The following is an 18758-nucleotide window of genomic DNA, read 5'->3' on the forward strand; positions in this document are numbered from 1 at the left end:
GATAAGCAAACCTTACTAATTGATTCCAAAATAATCATCATAAGCAACTTATCATCAACTTTATAATTTCAGGACTACAGACCAATATTTGACCAAATGCACGAATCCAGATCGAGATGACTCTTTCATCAACATATAGAAAAGAGTTTATTATGATCAAAGTGGTCAAATGAAGATAAGCCCATCACTGCTTTTTAAATAGGGTATATTTCTGCTTTGTCTGAAAGGAAAGAAGAAGTAAAATTAATTACAAATGAATAAATGAATACTTACTTTACCAGCTTAACGACAACTCGCCGATTAGCAGCCTGACCTTCTTCTGTGTCATTCGTCTCTGCTGGTCTGGTTGCTCCATACCAGGTAACTGTCATCTCACTCTTATCGATACCTTTACCAGAAAGATAGCGGCTCACTGCCTCAGCCCTGTCTTCGGAAACAGCATTATTATAGGATTTACGTCCTGTGCTGTCGGCGTAACCCGCAATAGCAATTTTTTTAACCTGCGCATCCGCGCGAAAATACTCGACTATTTTGTCCAGTTGACTCTTCGCGGCATCACTTAACTCGGAATTATCTGTGTTGAACAGGATAATTGTTACTGCAACACTTTGATAGGTATAATCCAGAAGATTCCCCAGGCATTTCTGGTATTTCGCAAACGGCTCCTGAAATTTCACAGGTGACAAAATAACTGATACAGCAAAACCCTCTTCTGAATGGTATTGAAATTTGGTTATAAATCCACGAGATAAATAAGTTAAGGCTTTTAGTGCCGGCTCTCTATTTAAAAATACACCATACTTACCTGGATTAATGGATGTTTTGGATATAAAGAAAATTGGCCCATTTGGTTTCCACATCGGAGGCCCCGCATAAAATGCCGCCGGTAGCCTTTTTTCAACCTGCTCCCATTTAGTCATAATGAAATGAGGGGGTTTGGCTGCATATTGCTCAAAATAGGCAACACCAAAATTTGGAATTGTCAGTGATAAACCACAGCGTAAGCGGCTACCGGTCATTTTCCAGTTTTCTGTTCCCAGTGGACTTACATATTCGACATGCAGCGGCGCGGCATATGAGACTGCATATGTCAGATTCAACACAGACAATATAAGCGGTAAAAAAAGGCGTGCTGGTGTCATTTTTTGCTCATCCACATCGCGAAAGCATGTTATTCTCCTATATCGGCAATTTTCAGAGAATCTTTATCTTGAAAACTATCACCATTACCAAACCAGATGACTGGCATGTCCATTTCCGAGACGGCATCTTGTTAAAAGACACCGTCAATGCGACTGCAAGACACTTTGCACGCGCATTGGTAATGCCTAACTTAAAACCAGCCCTGACCACCGTTGAGGCAATAATAGCCTATCGTCAGCGTATTCTGGACGTATTGCCCGCAAACAGTAAATTCCAACCTTTGATGACTTTGTATCTCAATGAAACTGTTTCACCGGAAACACTACAACAGGCGGCACAATCCGATTTTATTCTTGGAGCCAAACTATATCCTGCAGGAGCAACTACCAACTCTGAACAAGGTGCCCGCTCAATTCATGCTCTATATCCATTGCTGGAGATCATGCAAGATTATGATCTGGTGCTGCAGATTCATGGCGAGACCGTTGAAGGCGATATTTTCGAGCGCGAAGAGGATTTCATTGACAGCTACCTAAGTCCCATTTTACATAATTTTCCAAGGTTACGAGTGGTTCTGGAGCATATCTCTACGCGAAAGTCTGTTGAGTTTGTTAATAATGGACCTGAAACCCTGGCTGCGACCATCACCCCTCATCATTTACTGTATAATCGTAACCAGCTTCTCGCTGGCGGCCTTAAGCCGCATTATTATTGCCTTCCAATTTTGAAACATGAACGCGATCAGCTGGCCCTTCAAGAAGCCGCTTTAAGCGGTAATCCCAGATTTTTTGCAGGAACCGATAGTGCGCCGCATGCCGTCCAGCATAAAGAATCCGCTTGCGGCTGTGCAGGAGTATACTCAGCCCCTTTTGCAGTAGCGTTTTATACTAAACTTTTTGATGAGAGAAACAAACTTTCTTTGCTTAATGGATTTTTAGCTCAGCATGGTTCTGATTTCTATCGCTTAACTCCCAATGTCGATCAATTGCAGCTTGTTAAAAAACCGCAGTCGATTCCCGGGTTTTTAACCTTCGGCCAGGACAAAATTGTACCTATGGCCGCAGGCGAATTACTGTCATGGAGTATAGATGACTAAATTTTTAGAAACATATGGCAATCAGTTAAAAGAGCGATTCAGAGGTTTTTTACCCGTTATTGTCGATTTGGAAACTGCAGGCATAAATCCTAAAACTAATGCATTGTTAGAAGCCTGTGTTGTACTTATTAATCGCGATGAGCATGGGAATTATTATCGGGAATCTACCCATTTTGAACATGTTATACCCTTTGAGGGTTCTGTTCTGGATCAGAAGTCGCTGGAATTCATTCAGGTTGATCCGTTTCAACCATTACGTTTTGCTATTGAGGAAAAAGAAGCGCTTGAAAATCTCTTTAAACCTATTCAAAAGGCATTGAAGAAAAATCACTGCCAAAGAGCTGTGCTCGTAGGCCATAATGCCTGGTTTGATCTTTTGTTTATGAAAGAAGCGGCTGAACGCACCAAAGTTAAATTACCCTTTCATGCATTTACCTGTTTTGATACCGCTACCTTATCTGGACTTTTCTATGGTCAAACGGTGTTGGCAAAAGCAGTCAGGGCCGCGGGGATTGAGTTTAATACCCAGGAGGCGCATTCCGCGATTTATGATGCTGAAAAAACAGCAGAGCTGTTTTGCAAAATGCTTAATACATGGCATGGTTTTTTTAAGTAAACAGGGTTAGGGACACTGCCATTAAACTGTCCTCCCCGCGCAGGCGGGGATCCATCTCTGAGCTAGCTATAATGGCAACTGAGAAATAGATTCCCGCCTTCGCGGGAATGACAAAACACCTTAAGATGCTAGTTGGGAATGAACGTGAAATTACTCTTCTTCCCCACTACGATCTGAGCCGGCATTAGCTGTTTCAGTCTCAGCAGACGCAGTGCTTTCACTCTCAGCTTTCGCAGGGGCTTCAGGCTTGTCCTTCCACTCCAGTTTGATACGGCCTTGTTTGTCGATTCCAGCTACCAGCACTTCAATTTCCTGGCCTTCGCTGAGAACAGACTCCACCTTCTGAGAGCGATCGCTGCAGATCTGAGAAATATGCAGTAACCCATCTTTGCCAGGCAGAAGGTTAATGAATGCACCAAAATCAACTATCTTGCTTACTTTACCGCGATAGATCTGGCCTACTTCAACTTCAGCAACCAGAGCCTTGATTTGACGCTGTGCTTCTTCCAATGCCAGCGCATCAGGAGAAAACAACTGGATAACACCTGAATCATCGATGTCGATGGAAACACCTGTGCTTTCTATCAATCCTTTAATTGTAGAACCGCCTTTACCGATGACTGTCCGAATTTTATCTTCCGCAACTTTCATGGTGGTAATGCGTGGAGCATGTTGCGATAGCTCATCACGGTGCTCAGACAATGCGTTATTCATCACACCCAAAATATGAAGCCGTCCAGCTTTTGCCTGTTCCAGTGCCTGCTCCATAATCTCCCTGGTGATACCAGTAATCTTGATATCCATTTGCAAAGCAGTGACGCCTTGATCAGTTCCAGCCACTTTGAAATCCATATCACCCAGATGATCTTCGTCGCCGAGTATATCGGTCAATACAGCAAAGCGCTCGCCTTCTTTAATTAATCCCATTGCCACCCCGGCAACAGGAGCTTTGAGAGGAACTCCGGCATCCATTAATGCCAGACTGGTACCGCAGACGGTCGCCATTGAGCTTGAGCCATTCGACTCGGTAATGTCAGAAACGACTCGCAGAACATAGGGAAATTCACTGGCTGTTGGCAATACGGCGATAAGACTGCGCTTTGCCAAACGACCATGTCCAATTTCACGACGTTTTGGGCTACCAACCATTCCCACTTCTCCAACAGAATAGGGAGGAAAATTGTAGTGGAGCATAAAGCGATCTTTTGATTCGCCGGTCAGGCTATCCAGAATCTGAGCATCACGCTCATTCCCCAAGGTTGCCGCTACAATGGCCTGAGTCTCACCGCGGGTAAATAATACCGAACCATGAGCTCTTTCCAGAAATTTGGTACGGATAGAGATAGGTCTTACAGTGTGCTGATCACGTCCATCGATACGAGGCTCGCCATCCAGAATGCGGTTACGGACGATTTCTTTTTCAAGCGAGTTCATTATGTCACTGATTTCTGCAGGCATAATTTCCTGGGTTTCGCCGCACATATTTTCAATCAGCTGCACTCTGATCTCATCCAGGCGCTGATAACGTTGTTGCTTGTCTTTGAGTAAATAAGCTTCTGTAATACTTCCTCTGGCGAACTCACTGACACGCTGAACCAGTTCCTCATTGGCAGGTTTCATTGTCCAGTTCCAAGGGGTTTTATTGACTTCTTTAGCCAATTCCTTGATCCCCTGAATAACAGACTGCATCATTTCATGGCCATAAAGCACAGCACCCAGCATGATTTCTTCGGACAATTCTTTAGCTTCGGACTCTACCATCAATATGGCGTCCTGCGTTCCGGCAACTACCAGATCCAATTCGGATTGCTGCAAGGTTTTGTAGCCAGGGTTCAAAAGATAAATGCCATCTTTATAACCAACTCTTGCGGCACCGATTGGTCCTTGAAATGGTAAGCCAGAGACAGCTAACGCAGCCGAAGCACCAATCATGGAAATAATATCTGCTGGAACTTCCGGATTTAAAGATAAAACGGTGGCAATGACTTGCACTTCATTAGAAAAGCCTTCAGGAAATAGAGGACGTAATGGCCTGTCCATTAAACGTGATGTCAGCGTCTCATGTTCGCTTGGCCGTCCTTCCCTTTTGTTAAAACCGCCAGGAATTTTGCCTGCGGCATAACTTTTTTCCTGATAATTAACTGTTAATGGAAAGAAATTGTTTGAATCAGCGCCTTCTTTTTTAGCTACAACAGCTACCAATACCTGGGTACCTGCCATACTGGCTAATATGGCGCCATCCGCTTGTCTCGCAATCTCACCGGTTTCCAAAACCAGGCGATGCTCACCAAAGCGTATTTCTTTTATAATTTTGGACACGTAATTTACCTCGTTTAATTATTATAAAAAAAAGGCGCAGAACACTGCGCCTTTCATTAGTCAAATATGTCAAGAGCTTCTGGCATTAAATGAAATCCTGAATCAATAAGAATCTCTTAATCCCAAACTCTGAATTAGTGTTTGATAGCGACCTGAGTCATTATCTTTTAAATATTTGAGAAGCTTTCTTCTTTTGTTAACTAAAGCCTGCAAACCACGTTTTGAATGGAAATCTTTACGGTTCACTTTGAAGTGTTCAGTTAAATATTTGATACGTCCAGTAATAAGGGAGACTTGAACCTCGGGAGATCCGGTGTCATTGTCAGCTCGCTTGAACTGGTTGATGATTTCTACTTTTTGTTCGCTGCTTAGCGACATTGTTCACTCCTGGATATAAGCTAAGTGTGTGGTATTAAAGGCGAGCATTTTACCAAGACCACAACAAATAAACAAGTATTGGATAATGCATTGCTATACTTTAGTCAAAAAGTTATTCAAAAACAACTCTTTTTGCAAAATTTCCACTAGATTTTTCTGAAGCGAATCAATCCGACTGCAACTCCAGCCCATCATTAAAACGACAGCAACCGTCTGACCAGTAAGTCTCCATTCTCATTGATTTCACCAATGCCGGAAAAACTGCTTTGATTATAAAGACGCAGCAGGCCTGGAAGCACATCGTCTGTTAATTGGATTATTTTACCCTGCCGTAAGCTTTGCAACTGGTTATCTTCTAACTCAACCGCAGGCAAATGCGAAATCGCATTATCCATAGGTAATAGAAGTTTTTGCAAGTCATCTTGTACGGACAACTGCTCAAATGTATACATCGGCTCATGCTTAAATCCTGCAGTATGCAGTCGATGCAATTGCGTCATATGCGCATAAACGCCGAGCCTCTCGCCAATATCCTCAATGAGAGAGCGAATATAGGTTCCTTTACTGCAACTGACTTCAATAGCGAAATCCTGGCCATCAAAGCTCATTAATTCAATATGATAGATATTAATAATCCGTTTTTTTCGCTCGAGGGTCTTACCTTCACGCGCATACTTATACAGCGGCTTACCCTGATGTTTAAGGGCAGAATACATCGATGGAGTCTGCTCAATAGCCCCGGTAAATTCCTGGACGACTGAATGCAGCACGGATTCGCTAATCGCAGGTAAATCTGAAACCTGAGCCACGATAGTTCCGGTTGAATCACCACTGTCGGTTTTGATACCTAAACGGCCCGTCGCCTGGTAAGTTTTATCGGCGTCCAGTAAATATTGGCAAACCTTGGTTGCCTCGCCAAAACATAAAGGCAGCATACCAGTAGCCAGAGGATCAAGACTACCAGTATGACCTGCCTTAGTGGCATTAAGCAATCGTTTAGCTTTTTGTAATACTGCATTAGAAGACAATCCCTGTGGTTTGTTCAACAGCAAAATACCATTAATTGCCAGGGAATCACGCGTCTTCATCAGGCTCCGCGGGGTTAACATCATCAATCAGCTTACTCAAACGACGGCCATACTCAATGGATTCATCATAGATAAAATGCAATTGAGGAGCTATGCGCAACTTTACAGAACGTGCCAAAGCGGTTCTTAAATAACTTGAAGCAGCGTTCAGGATCCCGGCTGTCATTTTAACATCATGATTCAGCACCGTGAAATATACTTTTGCATGGCTCAAATCAGGAGATACTTTTACAGCCGAGATTGTCACAAAAGAAGGCAGTCGAGGATCTTTAATTTCCTGCTGTATCAATTGTGACAGTTCCCGTTGCAGCATTTCCGCAACCCGATCTACTCGTTTAAAATTACTCATAAATCTCGTTTTATCTCAATCGTTTCAAAAACTTCAATCAAATCACCGGGTTTAACGTCATTATAGTTTTTAACCCCAATACCGCACTCAAATCCTTGACGTACTTCCAGGACATCGTCTTTAAAGCGGCGTAGCGATTCGAGAGTACCTTCATAAATAACCACATTATTGCGCAGCACACGTATTGGATTATTACGTTTCACCGTACCTTCGATGACCATACAACCAGCAATTGCGCCTAACTTGGGAGAGCGGAATACGTCGCGAACTTCTGCAATACCTACAATTTCTTCTTTAAACTGTGGCGCTAACATACCCGTTAATGCACCCTTCACCTGATCTACAATGTCATAAATAACACTGTAATAATTCAAGGATACACCCTCCTGCTCGGCAAGGCGTTTGGCACCAGTATCCGCACGAACGTTAAAACCAATCAGGATCGCACTGGAAGCTATCGCCAAATGAACATCTGATTCAGTGATCCCCCCAACACCATTCGCAATAATCTCTACTTTTACTTCATCAGTTGAAAGTTTGACCAGCGCATCAGCGATTGCTTCGACAGAACCTTGAACATCTGCTTTAAGCACCACGTTAAGTACTTTCGCTTCAGTGGTCGTCATATTTTCAAAAATGCCTTCAAGAGACGATTTTTGGCGTCTTGCCAGTTTCACATCACGGAATTTACCCTGACGGAACAAGGCAACTTCACGTGCTCGCTTCTCATCCGGTACAACGACAGCTTCATCCCCTGCATGAGGTATGGCCGATAAACCCAAGACTTCCACAGGAATTGAAGGTCCGGCAGTGTCAACCAATGACCCATTATCGCTAACTAACGCTCTTACCCGGCCATATTGGAAACCTGCCAGTAAAATATCGCCTTTATGGAGGGTACCGCTCTGGACGAGGACAGTAGCTACAGGACCACGGCCTTTATCGAGACGGGATTCAATTACTACCCCTTTGGCAGCACCATCAGTTGGTGCAGTCAATTCAAGTACCTCGGACTGCAGTAGAATTGCATCGAGTAATTCATCGACGCCTGTCCCTGCTTTTGCTGAAATCTGCACAAACATGTTATCGCCGCCCCATGCTTCAGGGATTACATCATAAGCAGATAACTCATTCATAACCCGATCAGGATCTGCATCAGGCTTATCCATTTTATTTACTGCGACAATGATAGGTACACTGGCCGCTTTCGCATGCTGTACCGCTTCAATAGTCTGTGGTTTAACACCGTCATCCGCTGCGACAATCAACACAACGATATCAGTAACCTGTGCACCGCGTGCCCGCATGGCTGTAAACGCCGCATGACCTGGTGTGTCAAGAAAAGTAATCTCACCTTTCTCTGTAGCCACGTGGTATGCACCGATATGCTGTGTAATACCCCCTGCTTCACCCGCTGCAACTTTGGTACGGCGAATATAATCCAGCAGCGATGTTTTTCCATGATCTACGTGCCCCATGATGGTTACTACCGGTGCACGCTCAACACTATGGCTTCCTTTAGAGAGGGCATCACCAAGATTTTGCTCAATCGCATCCTCTTTCAGCAGATGGGCTTTATGTCCCATTTCCTCGACTACAATCAGTGCTGTATCCTGATCAATAACCTGGTTGATAGTCGCCATTGCGCCAAGTCCCATCATGACTTTAATAACTTCGGCAACTTTTACTGACATTCGCTTGGCCAGCTCACCCACAGTAATTGTTTCAGGAATAGCAACTTCCCTGACAACCGGTGCAGTAGGCATAGCAAATCCGTGGGTTAATGCTTCTTCAGCCTCCCGGTATTTATCAGATTTTTCATTTGGTTTTCGTTTTTTCGATTTGCCACGTTTGAAACGGACACCGGCGTCGTCATCATCACGCTCAGACATCTGCTGGTATTTAGGCTTCTTTTTACCTCGCTTGTAATCGCTTTTATCGGCTTCCATTTCCTCTTTATCCATATGGCGTTTTTTAGGTGCCTTTTCCGATTTCTCATCGGTAGTTCTTGGAGTAAAGGGTTTTTGGACTGGCTCGGCAGCAGGAGTTTCGGCAACAATGCTGGCCGCTTCCTCAATATTCGGAGTAACGGCTTCTTTCACATCCTGGATTTCAGAAACTATTCCGGATTCATCGGTCTCTGCCACTTCAGCAGAAATTGGGGATTCTTCGCTGCTGACAGACTCAACCGCCTCTTCCAAAGCAACCGGAGGTTCTATAACCTCTACCTCATGCTCTACAGGTTCCATCAACGCAGTGGTGGTCTCTACTTCGACTTCAGGTTCCTGCTCCAGAGCTGAGCGCTTCACATAAATGTGTTTTTTTCTAAATTCAACATTGACAGTTTTTCCACTGTGAATATCATGCCCCACAGTGACTTTGGTGAGACTTTTTCTTTTGAGCGTAATCCGCTCGGGACTCGCCCGCAGCTCGCCACGACTACTGGTTTTCAAGTGATTGAGTAAAATCCGCTTCTGATCTTCATTTACAGTTTGAGTACCATCAGTAAACGATAGCCCCGCTTCCTGCAACTGGTTTAACAGGCTCTCAACCGGGATACCCACGACCTGAGCTAATTGTATAACCGTTACATCCGCCATATTTATGATCCTCTTTTGGCAACTTCAATCAAATTGCTTTGTTCTAAATATCATTTCGTAACATTGGTCAAGCGTCCTGCAGACACTTAACCTGTTTTGCCCCAGATGTGCTTAATTTAGCTAAACCAGGGTTCACGTGCTTTCATTATTAAGGCAGCTGCCTTTTTCTCGGTCATACCTTCTATTTCCAGAAGCTCATCAACAGATTGCTCTGCCAAATCGTCCATGGTGACAATCCCTTTTTTGTTGAGGGCATCTGCAATCTCAGCAGTCATTCCTTCCATTTCAAGTAAGGAATTATCATTTTCACTCTCTAAATCCTGGCCTGAAGAAAGTGCTTGAGCAAGTAATGTGTCATTCGCTCGATTTCGCAATTCATCAACAATTTCTTCATCAAACTCTTCAATTCCCATTAGCTCTTCTTTGGGCACGTAAGCAATCTCTTCAAGAGAAGAGAAACCATTGGCGACAAGCAGAGCTGCAATTTCTTCGTCAATATCCAGTGCAGAAGTAAACAGGTTTACTATTTTAGATGATTCTTCCTGTGTTTTTGCATTAAAGTCATCGACTGTCATCACGTTCAATGTCCAACCGGTTAATTGGCTGGCTAGCCTTACGTTCTGACCATTGCGCCCAATTGCCTGTGATAACTGCTCTTTCTGAACAGCCAAATCCATCGTATGACTGTCTTCATCTACAATGATGGAGGTAATATCGGCAGGAGCCATTGCATTGATAACTAATTGCGCCGGATTATCATCCCATAAAATAATATCAACGCGCTCGCCGCCCAATTCGCTAGATACGGCCTGGACGCGAGCCCCTCTCATACCAACACAGGCCCCTACAGGATCAATACGCCCATCGTTAGTTTTTACTGCAATTTTAGCACGAATTCCAGGTTCTCGGGCAGCAGCCTTCACTTCGATAACATTCTCACCAATTTCAGGCACTTCGATACGGAATAATTCAATCAGCATTTCATTACGAATGCGGCTGACAAATAATTGAGGACCACGTGATTGCGGTGTGATTTCATAGAGGTATGCGCGAACTCTGTCGTTGGGTCTGAACATTTCATTAGGAAGCATTTCCTGACGTGGCATAAACGCTTCTGCTTTGCCGCCCAGGTCAATAATAATATTGTCTCTGGTTACTTTTTTAACGGTTCCATAAACCAGCTGCCCCTGTTTGGCTCGAAACTGTTCGACAATTTGTTGCCGCTCAGCTTCCCGGACTTTTTGCATGATGACCTGCCGCGCCGTTTGAGCAGCAATACGTCCGAACTCAATAGAAGGCATCGGCTCTTCAATTTTTTCACCGATCTCAATGGCGGGTGAACGCTCACGGGCTGCTGACAGGGTTATTTCAGCTGCTGGATTTATAATCTCGTCATCCGCAACAACCTCCCAATAGCGGTAGGTCTCATATTCGCCTGTTTTAGGGTCAAGCTTAACGCGCACGCCCATGTCATGCCCTGACAATTTTCGAGTGGCTGATTCAAGAGCTGCCTGAATGGCTAACAAAACGACATCTTTTGTCACCCCTTTTTCATTGGACAATGCCTCTGCTACTAATAACAATTCTTTACTCATGCCTGCCTCACTCGCCTGTCAAATTAGCTTTTATAATGTCGGAAAATAGTATTTCCAGATGTTCGTTTTCAACATTTAGTACCAAAGAGTTTTCCTGAACGCTTTCAATGCTCCCTTTCAATTTTTTTCGTTGGCCGTGTATTGCTCTTCTAAGCTTCAGTTGAATTTCCTGTCCAACATACATTAAATAATGCTCTCTATAAAAGAGTGGACGCGGTATGCCCGGTGAAGAAATCTCAAGGCTATAATTCCCGGGAATCGGATCCTCGACATCAAGCAATGCACTGATCTGTTTGCTGACTATTTCACAATCCCCAAGGCCAATTCCTTCGGGTCTGTCTATATAGACTCTTAACAGGGAATGTTTGCCCTGAGGTAAATATTCACAAGCCCATAGCTGGTAACCTAGTGCGGTCACTATTGGATATAACAAATTTTCTATGTCATTTTTAATCATCGATAACTTCAATTTTGCTTAATCATTTGCTGTTCAGGAATTACTTTTTTCCTATGCTTGTTCAGTCATCTGAATTTATACCAGCGCTATGGCGATTTGAAGGTTTCAACCTTTGTTCAGAATATGATTGCAGGAAACAGTACACCTCTCGGTTTCAAAGAGTGTTTATTGGCGTCGGAGCATTTAGTTCCAAAAGAATATATCTCCTATACTCCAATTACTCATCCATCAATGATTTTGACATTCCCTTTCGCTCCTGAAAGCAATTCAGAGGGTTGCCGATAAATGAGATCCGTTTTTTACATAATAAAAAACCCCATAAATGGGGCTTTTAGTAGTGGTAGCGGGGGCAGGATTTGAACCTACGACCTTCGGGTTATGAGCCCGACGAGCTACCAGGCTGCTCCACCCCGCATCAACAGAACCAAGTATACGCAGCATTTATTAACTCTGCAAGCATTTTCTTATAATCTCGTCGATTTATTGATATTGTTGTGTTTTATATGGTTAATCAAGGGTTTTTTGACTAAAACCAATACATGTATTTGGAAGATACAATTTATTCCGGATTTACTGTATCGAATATTTATTATGCTTAGCTGTTGATTGGTAACAGCAGGCTGAGCAACATAACCCAGCCCTGAGAGAACTAACTAACTGGAAAACGCGTTAACGCAGGCGGTTAATAAGCCTGTTGGAAACAAGCCAAGCGCAAGTAAAGACAGGCAATTGAGTGAATAAAGTAGTGTTGTAGGTCCTGATAGTCTGATAGGAGCACTATCTTCCATTTCATCAAAGTACATTACTTTAACCACACGAATATAGTAATAGGCACCAATCACAGCAAAAATCAGACCGAAAACAGCAACCCAGGTAAGGTGGACATCAACCAGCGCCTTGAGTACCAGCAGTTTGGTGAAGAAGCCCACTGTTGGAGGTACACCCGCCATTGAAAACATGACGATCAGCATCATAAACGCCATCCAGGGGTTTCGTTTATTAAGGCCTCTCAGATCGCTGATTTGTTCAATCTCTACACCACTGCGTGAGAGCAGAAGAATGATACCAAACGCAGCTACTGTCATGATTGAATACATGAGGACATAAAATAAGGCAGCGGAATAACCAGCCGCGTTACCAGCCAAAATACCAAATAAGGCATAGCCGGCATGTGATATTGCAGAATAAGCCAGCAGCCGTTTAAAATTGGTTTGAACGATTGCCAGCAGATTGCCAATACCAGTAGAGAGTAAAGTAATAACAATTAATAGTTGCTGCCAATCAGCCGCTAAATCAACTAGTCCAAGCGTAAGCAATCGGAAAGTCATCCCAATTGCCGCTATTTTGGGCGCAGTACTGATAAATAAAGTTACAGAAGTTGGCGCCCCCTGATATACATCGGGTGCCCACATGTGAAATGGCACTGCAGCAAGCTTAAAGGCAAAGCCGGCAACAATAAAGACTAATGCGAAGGTCAGCAAGCTGCCCTGCTCCTGCCAGTTCGCAGCAATTGCATTGGCAATGTCCAGTAAATCGAGTTTACCGGTTGCTCCATAGACGAGGGACATGCCATAAAGCAGCATACCAGAAGCAATAGCACCCATGACGAAATATTTCATGGCAGCTTCTGAAGCATCGCTGTTTGTGCGTCTTATAGCGGTCATTGCATAAAGCGGTAATGACAACAGTTCAAGTCCAAGATAAACCGTCAGCAGCGAATGAGCGGAAACCAGGATCATCATTCCTAAAGTGGAGAAAAGACCCAGCACGTAGTAATCACCCGAGGGCATCTGACGTTCATCCAGATACTTTTCTGAATAGATAAAAGCAAGAAACACGCTAAGCAGAATGAATAATTTCATTAACTGGGAAACATCATCACAGATAAAAAGGCCGCCGAGCACGATAATTTTAAAATTACCCAGAAGCAGATAGCAGACTACTCCAGCCAGTAACATACCCGCCAGGCTAATGCCATAAGCCAGGTTTTTAACTTTTTCCCTGAAGAAAAGATCACCCAACAAAGCCAGACAAGCTGTTATCAGGAGTATTATTTCCGGTATGGCGACATGTAGATTATCAAGTAAAGACATCATGTTTATTAACCTTGCATTTTTTATAATTTTGATTTGTCAGCCTGAGCCAATGTATAACTGACGGACTGATGAACGTAATCAAGAACTGGCTTTGGATAGACTCCCATAAGGATAACCATTAATGCCAACAATACATAGGCACTGGTCTCATAAACAGATAAATCTTTCAAAGCAGCTACTTTTTCATTGGCAATTTTGCCGAAAATGACGCGTTTATACATCCATAACGTATATGCAGCCCCGATAATCAGTGTAGTAGCAGCCCAAAATGCAATCCAAAACCCGGCTTTAATGCTGCCAAGAATAACCATGAACTCGCCTACGAAACCGGAAGTACCTGGTAAGCCGGCGTTAGCCATGGCAAACAGCATAAAAAAGGATGCAAAGACGGGCATGGTATTTACGATACCTCCAAAATCACTCACTTTACGGGTATGCATTCGATCATAGATAAATCCAACACCAGCGAACATGCCGCTTGATATAAATGCATGGGAAATCATTACAACAATGGCGCCTTCAAGCACAAGCCCTGCGTTGCTTAAGCCAGATCGCTCAGCGATAGTGAATATTGTAAAGCATCCTAATGTGACAAAGCCCATGTGAGAGATTGATGAATAAGCAATCAGGCGTTTCATGTCTTTTTGAATAATCGCAACCAGACCTACATAGACCACGGCTACTAAAGACAATCCAATCATCAATGGCGCATAATGTCTGCAGGCGTCTGGAACAATCGGTAATGCAAAGCGAATGAATCCGTAAGCTCCGAGCTTCAGTAATATAGCGGCCAGGACTATTGAACCACCAGCCGGTGCTTCTGTATGAGCATCAGGCAACCAGGTATGAACCGGGAACATGGGTATCTTGATAGCAAAACCCAGAAAAAACGCTATAAAAATCAGGGTCTGAGCTGTCATTCCCAATCGAATCGCATAGAAAGTTTCAATTTTGAAAGAACCAACTGTATATCCCATATACAAGAATGAGGCCAGCATTAACACTGAACCAAGGAATGTATAGAGGAAAAACTTAATGGCAGCATAAACACGATTATCCGATCCCCAGATACCAATAATTAGATACATCGGTATTAATGTCGCTTCCCAGAAAATATAGAAGACAATGGCATCGGTTGCGGAGAATACTCCAACGAGCAAGCCCTGCATTATCAGAAAGGCTGACATGTATTGGGCAACACGCTTATGTATGCTTTCCCAGGTCGCAAGAATAACTATTAGATTAGTGAAAACACTTAATACAATTAGCAGTATCGATAAACCATCAACACCCAAAGTATAATTAATGCCTAAAGCCGGCAGCCAGATAATTTCTTCTACATACTGCATACTGTATGTATTTGGATCAAACCCGCTCATCAGAGGGATGCACATTAATAACGTCAGCAGTACGGTAAATAATGACAAATACCGGGCTGTGTTTGGGTTTTTGTCATCACCAGTGAGGAATACAAAAACACCGCCAACAATTGGCAACCAGATCAATAAATTCAGCAAATGATACATACCTTCACCTTATAATTAGCCTAATAGCAGCCAGCATAAGAAAATAAAAAGACCCAGTACCATAACTGCAGCATAATGGTAAAGGTAACCACTTTGGAATGCACGTCCCTTCTGAGCAAACCAGCGAACTGTCTGACCAGTTCCATTGACGATTAATCCATCAATGAGCTTTTGATCGCCAGTATTATAAAACAACCGACCCAAAGCTTTTGTACCGCGGACAATAACCAGATCATTGAAGGCATCAAAGCCATATTTGTTCAGCAGCAGTTTATAAAGCCACTTGAATGTATGAGCAATTTTTCCCGGGATTGAAGGCAAGGCAATATAGCAAATCCAGGCGATCACAATCCCCGCAACTGTCAGCCAGAACGTCAAGGTCATTGGCGCCTCCAAAGCACTTAGCAAGGGAGAGTGAACTTCTTTTGCAAGTTCAGCCATTACATTATGTTCAGGTAATATGAACAGCGAACGAGATAATAATGTGGGGCTATCAAACAGCATGGGCATATAAAGAATATAACCAATAATGACAGAGGGAATCGCCAGAATCACCAGAGGCAACCAGACAACCCAGGGAGACTCGTGCAAATGCTCTTCAGTGTGTTTATCCATGCGCGGTTTGCCATGAAATGTCATAAACAAGGAGCGGAAGGTATATAAAGCAGTCACCATGGCACCGAGGCTTACACAGAAATACGCATATCCACTCCCGGGAATTTCAGAAAGTTTGGCTGCTTCAATAATAGTATCTTTGGAGTAAAAACCTGCAAAAGGAGGAATAGCACATAATGCCAGGCTGCCAATAACAAATGTTACATAGGTGATTGGCATTTTTTTCCACAAGCCACCCATTTTACGCATGTCCTGTTCATGGTGCATGGCGATAATCACGGATCCTGCGCCAAGGAAAAGCAAGGCTTTAAAACAGGCGTGTGTAAGCAAGTGAAACATCCCTGCACTATAAGATGAAGCTCCCATTGCTACCATCATATAGCCTAATTGTGACAGAGTTGAATAAGCGACCACTCGCTTGATGTCATTCATTACGATAGCGAGAATACCGGTGAATAAAGCGCCTGTCGCACCAATCACCAAAACCACTGTCAGCGCAGTAGTTGAATATTCAATTAATGGTGAAATACGCGCAATCATAAATACACCAGCGGTAACCATCGTAGCCGCATGGATTAATGCAGAAATCGGCGTCGGACCTTCCATTGATTCCGGTAACCAGACATGTAAAGGTACCTGTGCTGACTTACCCATTGCACCCACAAATAACAGTAAACAAATAATTGTTAATACGGACCAGTCATGACCGGTATAAAGCTGCATGGTTTGTGAGGATAGTGCTTTTACGCTTGCAAAAATCGTTTCATAGTCCAGCGAGCCAGTATAAGCTAAAATCAGGCCAATTCCCAGAACGAAGCCAAAATCCCCGACCCTGTTGACCAGAAATGCTTTCAGGCTACCTTCAATCGCTGATTCTTTTTGATACCAGAATCCAATTAATAAATAGGAAACAAGACCAACGCCCTCCCATCCAAAGAAGAGCTGCAGGAAATTATTACTGGTAACCAGCATCAGCATCATAAATGTGAACAATGAAATGTAACTGAAAAAGCGCTGATAACCATCATCATCTGCCATGTAACCGATGGAGTAGATATGAACCAGTAAAGAGACAAATGTGACTACAACCAGCATGACCGATGTCAGCGGATCTATTAAGAATCCAATATGAAATGAATAGGGAAATAATACCCCACCGCTTGCCCATGTATATAAATTCAGATTCTGTATTTCTGCTGTTCCACTAAAAATCTGAGTCGCAACGATAACAGACAATACAAATGAAATACCCACACCGGCTATAGTGACAGTGTGCGCCCCAATTCGGCCAATCTGATTGCGAAACAAACCAGCCACGAGGCATCCCACCAATGGCGCCAGAACAATTATTAGACTTAGCTGAATAATATTCACAATTTTTAACCTTTTAAATGATTCATCTTGTCAACATCAATGTTTCCTCTGTTGCGGTAGAGTAACATCACGATCGCCAAACCAATTGCAGCCTCCGCAGCAGCAACAGTAAGAATAAAAAATACGAATACCTGGCCAGCAATTCCACCATAGTAATGTGAAAAGGCGATGAAATTTGTATTTACTGCCAACAACATTAACTCAATGCATACCAGCAATAGAATAACGTTTTTTCGATTCAGCATGATTCCTACAAGACTAAGTCCAAATAGAATTGCACTTAGAATGAGGTAATGATTAATTGGTACCATGTGGACAATTCCCGGTTATTTTTCTGTTTTCATAGAGACAATACTTAAGCGATCCTGCTTTCTAGTCATGATTTGCCGCGTTATATCCTGCCGTTTTGAACGAACCGCACCTCGGTGCGCAAGGGTAATCGCAGAAATAATAGCTACTAATAACAAGGCAGCAGCAATTTCAAAAGCAAATACATAATCAGTAAACAGAGCCATTCCAATCTCTTCAGTATTTGAAGGTTTGGCGGGGGCTTTAGGCGTATCCTCGCCGTCGCTGTACGTGGTACTGGAACTACTTGCGGCTGCTGGTGTTTGCTCAACAGCGTTTTTATACCAGTTTTCAGGAACTGCAACCAAAAGCAAGCCAACCAGCAATGCAACAATAATTAGGCCGAAAGGCATATAACGGATAAAGTGCGAGCGCATTGATTCAATGTCGATGTTAAGCATCATCACGACGAATAAAAATAAGGTCATAACTGCGCCAACGTAGACTAACACCAGAATCAAAGCCAGAAACTCTGCAGAAAGGAGGATCCATAAAATTGAGCTGGCAAAGAAAGTTACCACCAGGAACAAGACACAGCGCACAGGATTGTTCTGGGTAATAACCATCAGCGCGGATAAAACCGCGATTGCAGCAAACACATAGAAAATAACTGGTACTATTAAGTTATGCATGAAGCGCCTCGTTATCGATAATCTTTGTCTTGTTCACGATCAGCAGCCAGGCGCTTTTCCATCAAGTCGCCTACTGCCAGCAGTTTTTCTTTAGTCAAAATATTTTGCCCGCGCTCCGCAACATGCCAGTGTTGAATCGGCGTCAAGACAATAGAATCAACAGGACAGGACTCCTCGCACAAACCACAGTAAATACATTTGAACGCGTCAATATCATAACGAGTAGTACGTCTGGATCCGTCCTCTCTTGGTTCTGATTCAATAGTGATTGCCGACGCAGGACAAACTGCCTCACATAATTTGCATGCAATGCAACGTTCTTCACCATTTGGGTAGCGTCTTAGCGCTAACATACCGCGAAATCTCGGCGAAATGGGAGTAACTTCTTCAGGGAACTGCACTGTAAATTTCTTTTTGAAAAAATATTTACCTGTCAGCTTTAAGCCGGAAAGCAACTCTAAAAGCAGGAAACTGCGAATATAATGTTTTAAATATTGATATGCTTTTTTCATTAGCTTGCTCTGCA

General features: G+C 43.3%; 16 protein-coding genes and 1 tRNA gene. 2 read left to right on the forward strand and 15 right to left on the reverse strand.

Features of this window, described 5'->3' with window-relative positions:
- Positions 1-269 precede the first annotated feature (269 nt).
- Positions 270-1142 carry a flagellar protein MotY gene (locus tag B1207_RS07080; RefSeq protein ID WP_112219307.1) on the reverse strand — a complete coding sequence of 291 codons (873 nt, stop codon included), beginning with the start codon at positions 1140-1142 and terminating at the stop codon, positions 270-272.
- 68 nt (positions 1143-1210) lie between these two features.
- On the opposite strand from B1207_RS07080, the gene pyrC reads away from it, so the two are divergent.
- Both pyrC and rnt read left to right on the forward strand, forming a co-directional pair.
- Positions 1211-2239 carry a dihydroorotase gene (gene pyrC / locus B1207_RS07085; protein WP_172458213.1) on the forward strand — a complete coding sequence of 343 codons (1029 nt, stop codon included), beginning with the start codon at positions 1211-1213 and terminating at the stop codon, positions 2237-2239.
- Positions 2232-2855 carry a ribonuclease T gene (rnt, locus tag B1207_RS07090; RefSeq protein WP_112219308.1) on the forward strand — a complete coding sequence of 208 codons (624 nt, stop codon included), beginning with the start codon at positions 2232-2234 and terminating at the stop codon, positions 2853-2855. The genes pyrC and rnt overlap by 8 nt, the downstream gene beginning before the upstream one ends.
- 150 nt (positions 2856-3005) lie before the next feature.
- On the opposite strand, the gene pnp is transcribed toward rnt, so the two are convergent.
- The 14 genes from pnp to nuoI all read right to left on the reverse strand — a co-directional run bounded on the left by pnp (position 3006) and on the right by nuoI (position 18744).
- Entirely contained in the window at positions 3006-5174 is a 2169-nt protein-coding gene (pnp, locus tag B1207_RS07095; protein WP_112219309.1) for a polyribonucleotide nucleotidyltransferase, read from the reverse strand.
- 102 nt (positions 5175-5276) lie between these two features.
- The gene (rpsO, locus tag B1207_RS07100) at positions 5277-5552 is read right to left on the reverse strand and encodes a 30S ribosomal protein S15 (protein ID WP_058507252.1); all 276 of its coding nucleotides are present in this window, start codon (positions 5550-5552) and stop codon (positions 5277-5279) included.
- Between the two features lie 194 nt (positions 5553-5746).
- A complete protein-coding gene (gene truB / locus B1207_RS07105) occupies positions 5747-6640 on the reverse strand; it encodes a tRNA pseudouridine(55) synthase TruB (RefSeq protein ID WP_112219310.1) in 894 nt (297 codons plus the stop codon).
- Positions 6627-6989 carry a 30S ribosome-binding factor RbfA gene (gene rbfA / locus B1207_RS07110; RefSeq protein ID WP_112219311.1) on the reverse strand — a complete coding sequence of 121 codons (363 nt, stop codon included), beginning with the start codon at positions 6987-6989 and terminating at the stop codon, positions 6627-6629. Before rbfA ends, truB begins: the two co-directional genes overlap by 14 nt.
- Complete coding sequence (infB, locus tag B1207_RS07115) at positions 6986-9589, reverse strand: translation initiation factor IF-2 (protein ID WP_112219312.1); 2604 nt, start codon at positions 9587-9589, stop codon at positions 6986-6988. The genes rbfA and infB overlap by 4 nt, the downstream gene beginning before the upstream one ends.
- 116 nt (positions 9590-9705) lie before the next feature.
- Positions 9706-11184 (reverse strand): transcription termination factor NusA, encoded by a 1479-nt coding sequence (gene nusA / locus B1207_RS07120; RefSeq protein ID WP_112219313.1) that lies wholly within the window; start codon positions 11182-11184, stop codon positions 9706-9708.
- A 7-nt stretch (positions 11185-11191) separates the two neighbouring features.
- Entirely contained in the window at positions 11192-11641 is a 450-nt protein-coding gene (rimP, locus tag B1207_RS07125) for a ribosome maturation factor RimP (RefSeq protein WP_112219314.1), read from the reverse strand.
- 338 nt (positions 11642-11979) lie between these two features.
- A tRNA-Met gene (locus tag B1207_RS07135) sits at positions 11980-12056 on the reverse strand.
- A 238-nt stretch (positions 12057-12294) separates the two neighbouring features.
- The gene (gene nuoN, locus B1207_RS07145; protein ID WP_112219317.1) at positions 12295-13737 is read right to left on the reverse strand and encodes an NADH-quinone oxidoreductase subunit NuoN; all 1443 of its coding nucleotides are present in this window, start codon (positions 13735-13737) and stop codon (positions 12295-12297) included.
- Between the two features lie 20 nt (positions 13738-13757).
- On the reverse strand, positions 13758-15263 hold the full coding sequence (locus tag B1207_RS07150) for an NADH-quinone oxidoreductase subunit M (protein WP_112219318.1): 1506 nt from the start codon (positions 15261-15263) through the stop codon (positions 13758-13760).
- Between the two features lie 15 nt (positions 15264-15278).
- A complete protein-coding gene (gene nuoL / locus B1207_RS07155; protein WP_112219319.1) occupies positions 15279-17252 on the reverse strand; it encodes an NADH-quinone oxidoreductase subunit L in 1974 nt (657 codons plus the stop codon).
- Between the two features lie 5 nt (positions 17253-17257).
- A complete protein-coding gene (gene nuoK / locus B1207_RS07160; RefSeq protein ID WP_058507242.1) occupies positions 17258-17563 on the reverse strand; it encodes an NADH-quinone oxidoreductase subunit NuoK in 306 nt (101 codons plus the stop codon).
- Between the two features lie 15 nt (positions 17564-17578).
- Positions 17579-18232, reverse strand: coding sequence for an NADH-quinone oxidoreductase subunit J (locus tag B1207_RS07165; protein ID WP_112219320.1), 654 nt, complete (start codon positions 18230-18232; stop codon positions 17579-17581).
- An 11-nt stretch (positions 18233-18243) separates the two neighbouring features.
- Complete coding sequence (gene nuoI / locus B1207_RS07170) at positions 18244-18744, reverse strand: NADH-quinone oxidoreductase subunit NuoI (RefSeq protein WP_058507240.1); 501 nt, start codon at positions 18742-18744, stop codon at positions 18244-18246.
- Positions 18745-18758 lie beyond the last annotated feature (14 nt).

Source organism: Legionella quinlivanii (genome assembly GCF_003265995.1).
GTDB lineage: Bacteria > Pseudomonadota > Gammaproteobacteria > Legionellales > Legionellaceae > Legionella_C > Legionella_C quinlivanii_A.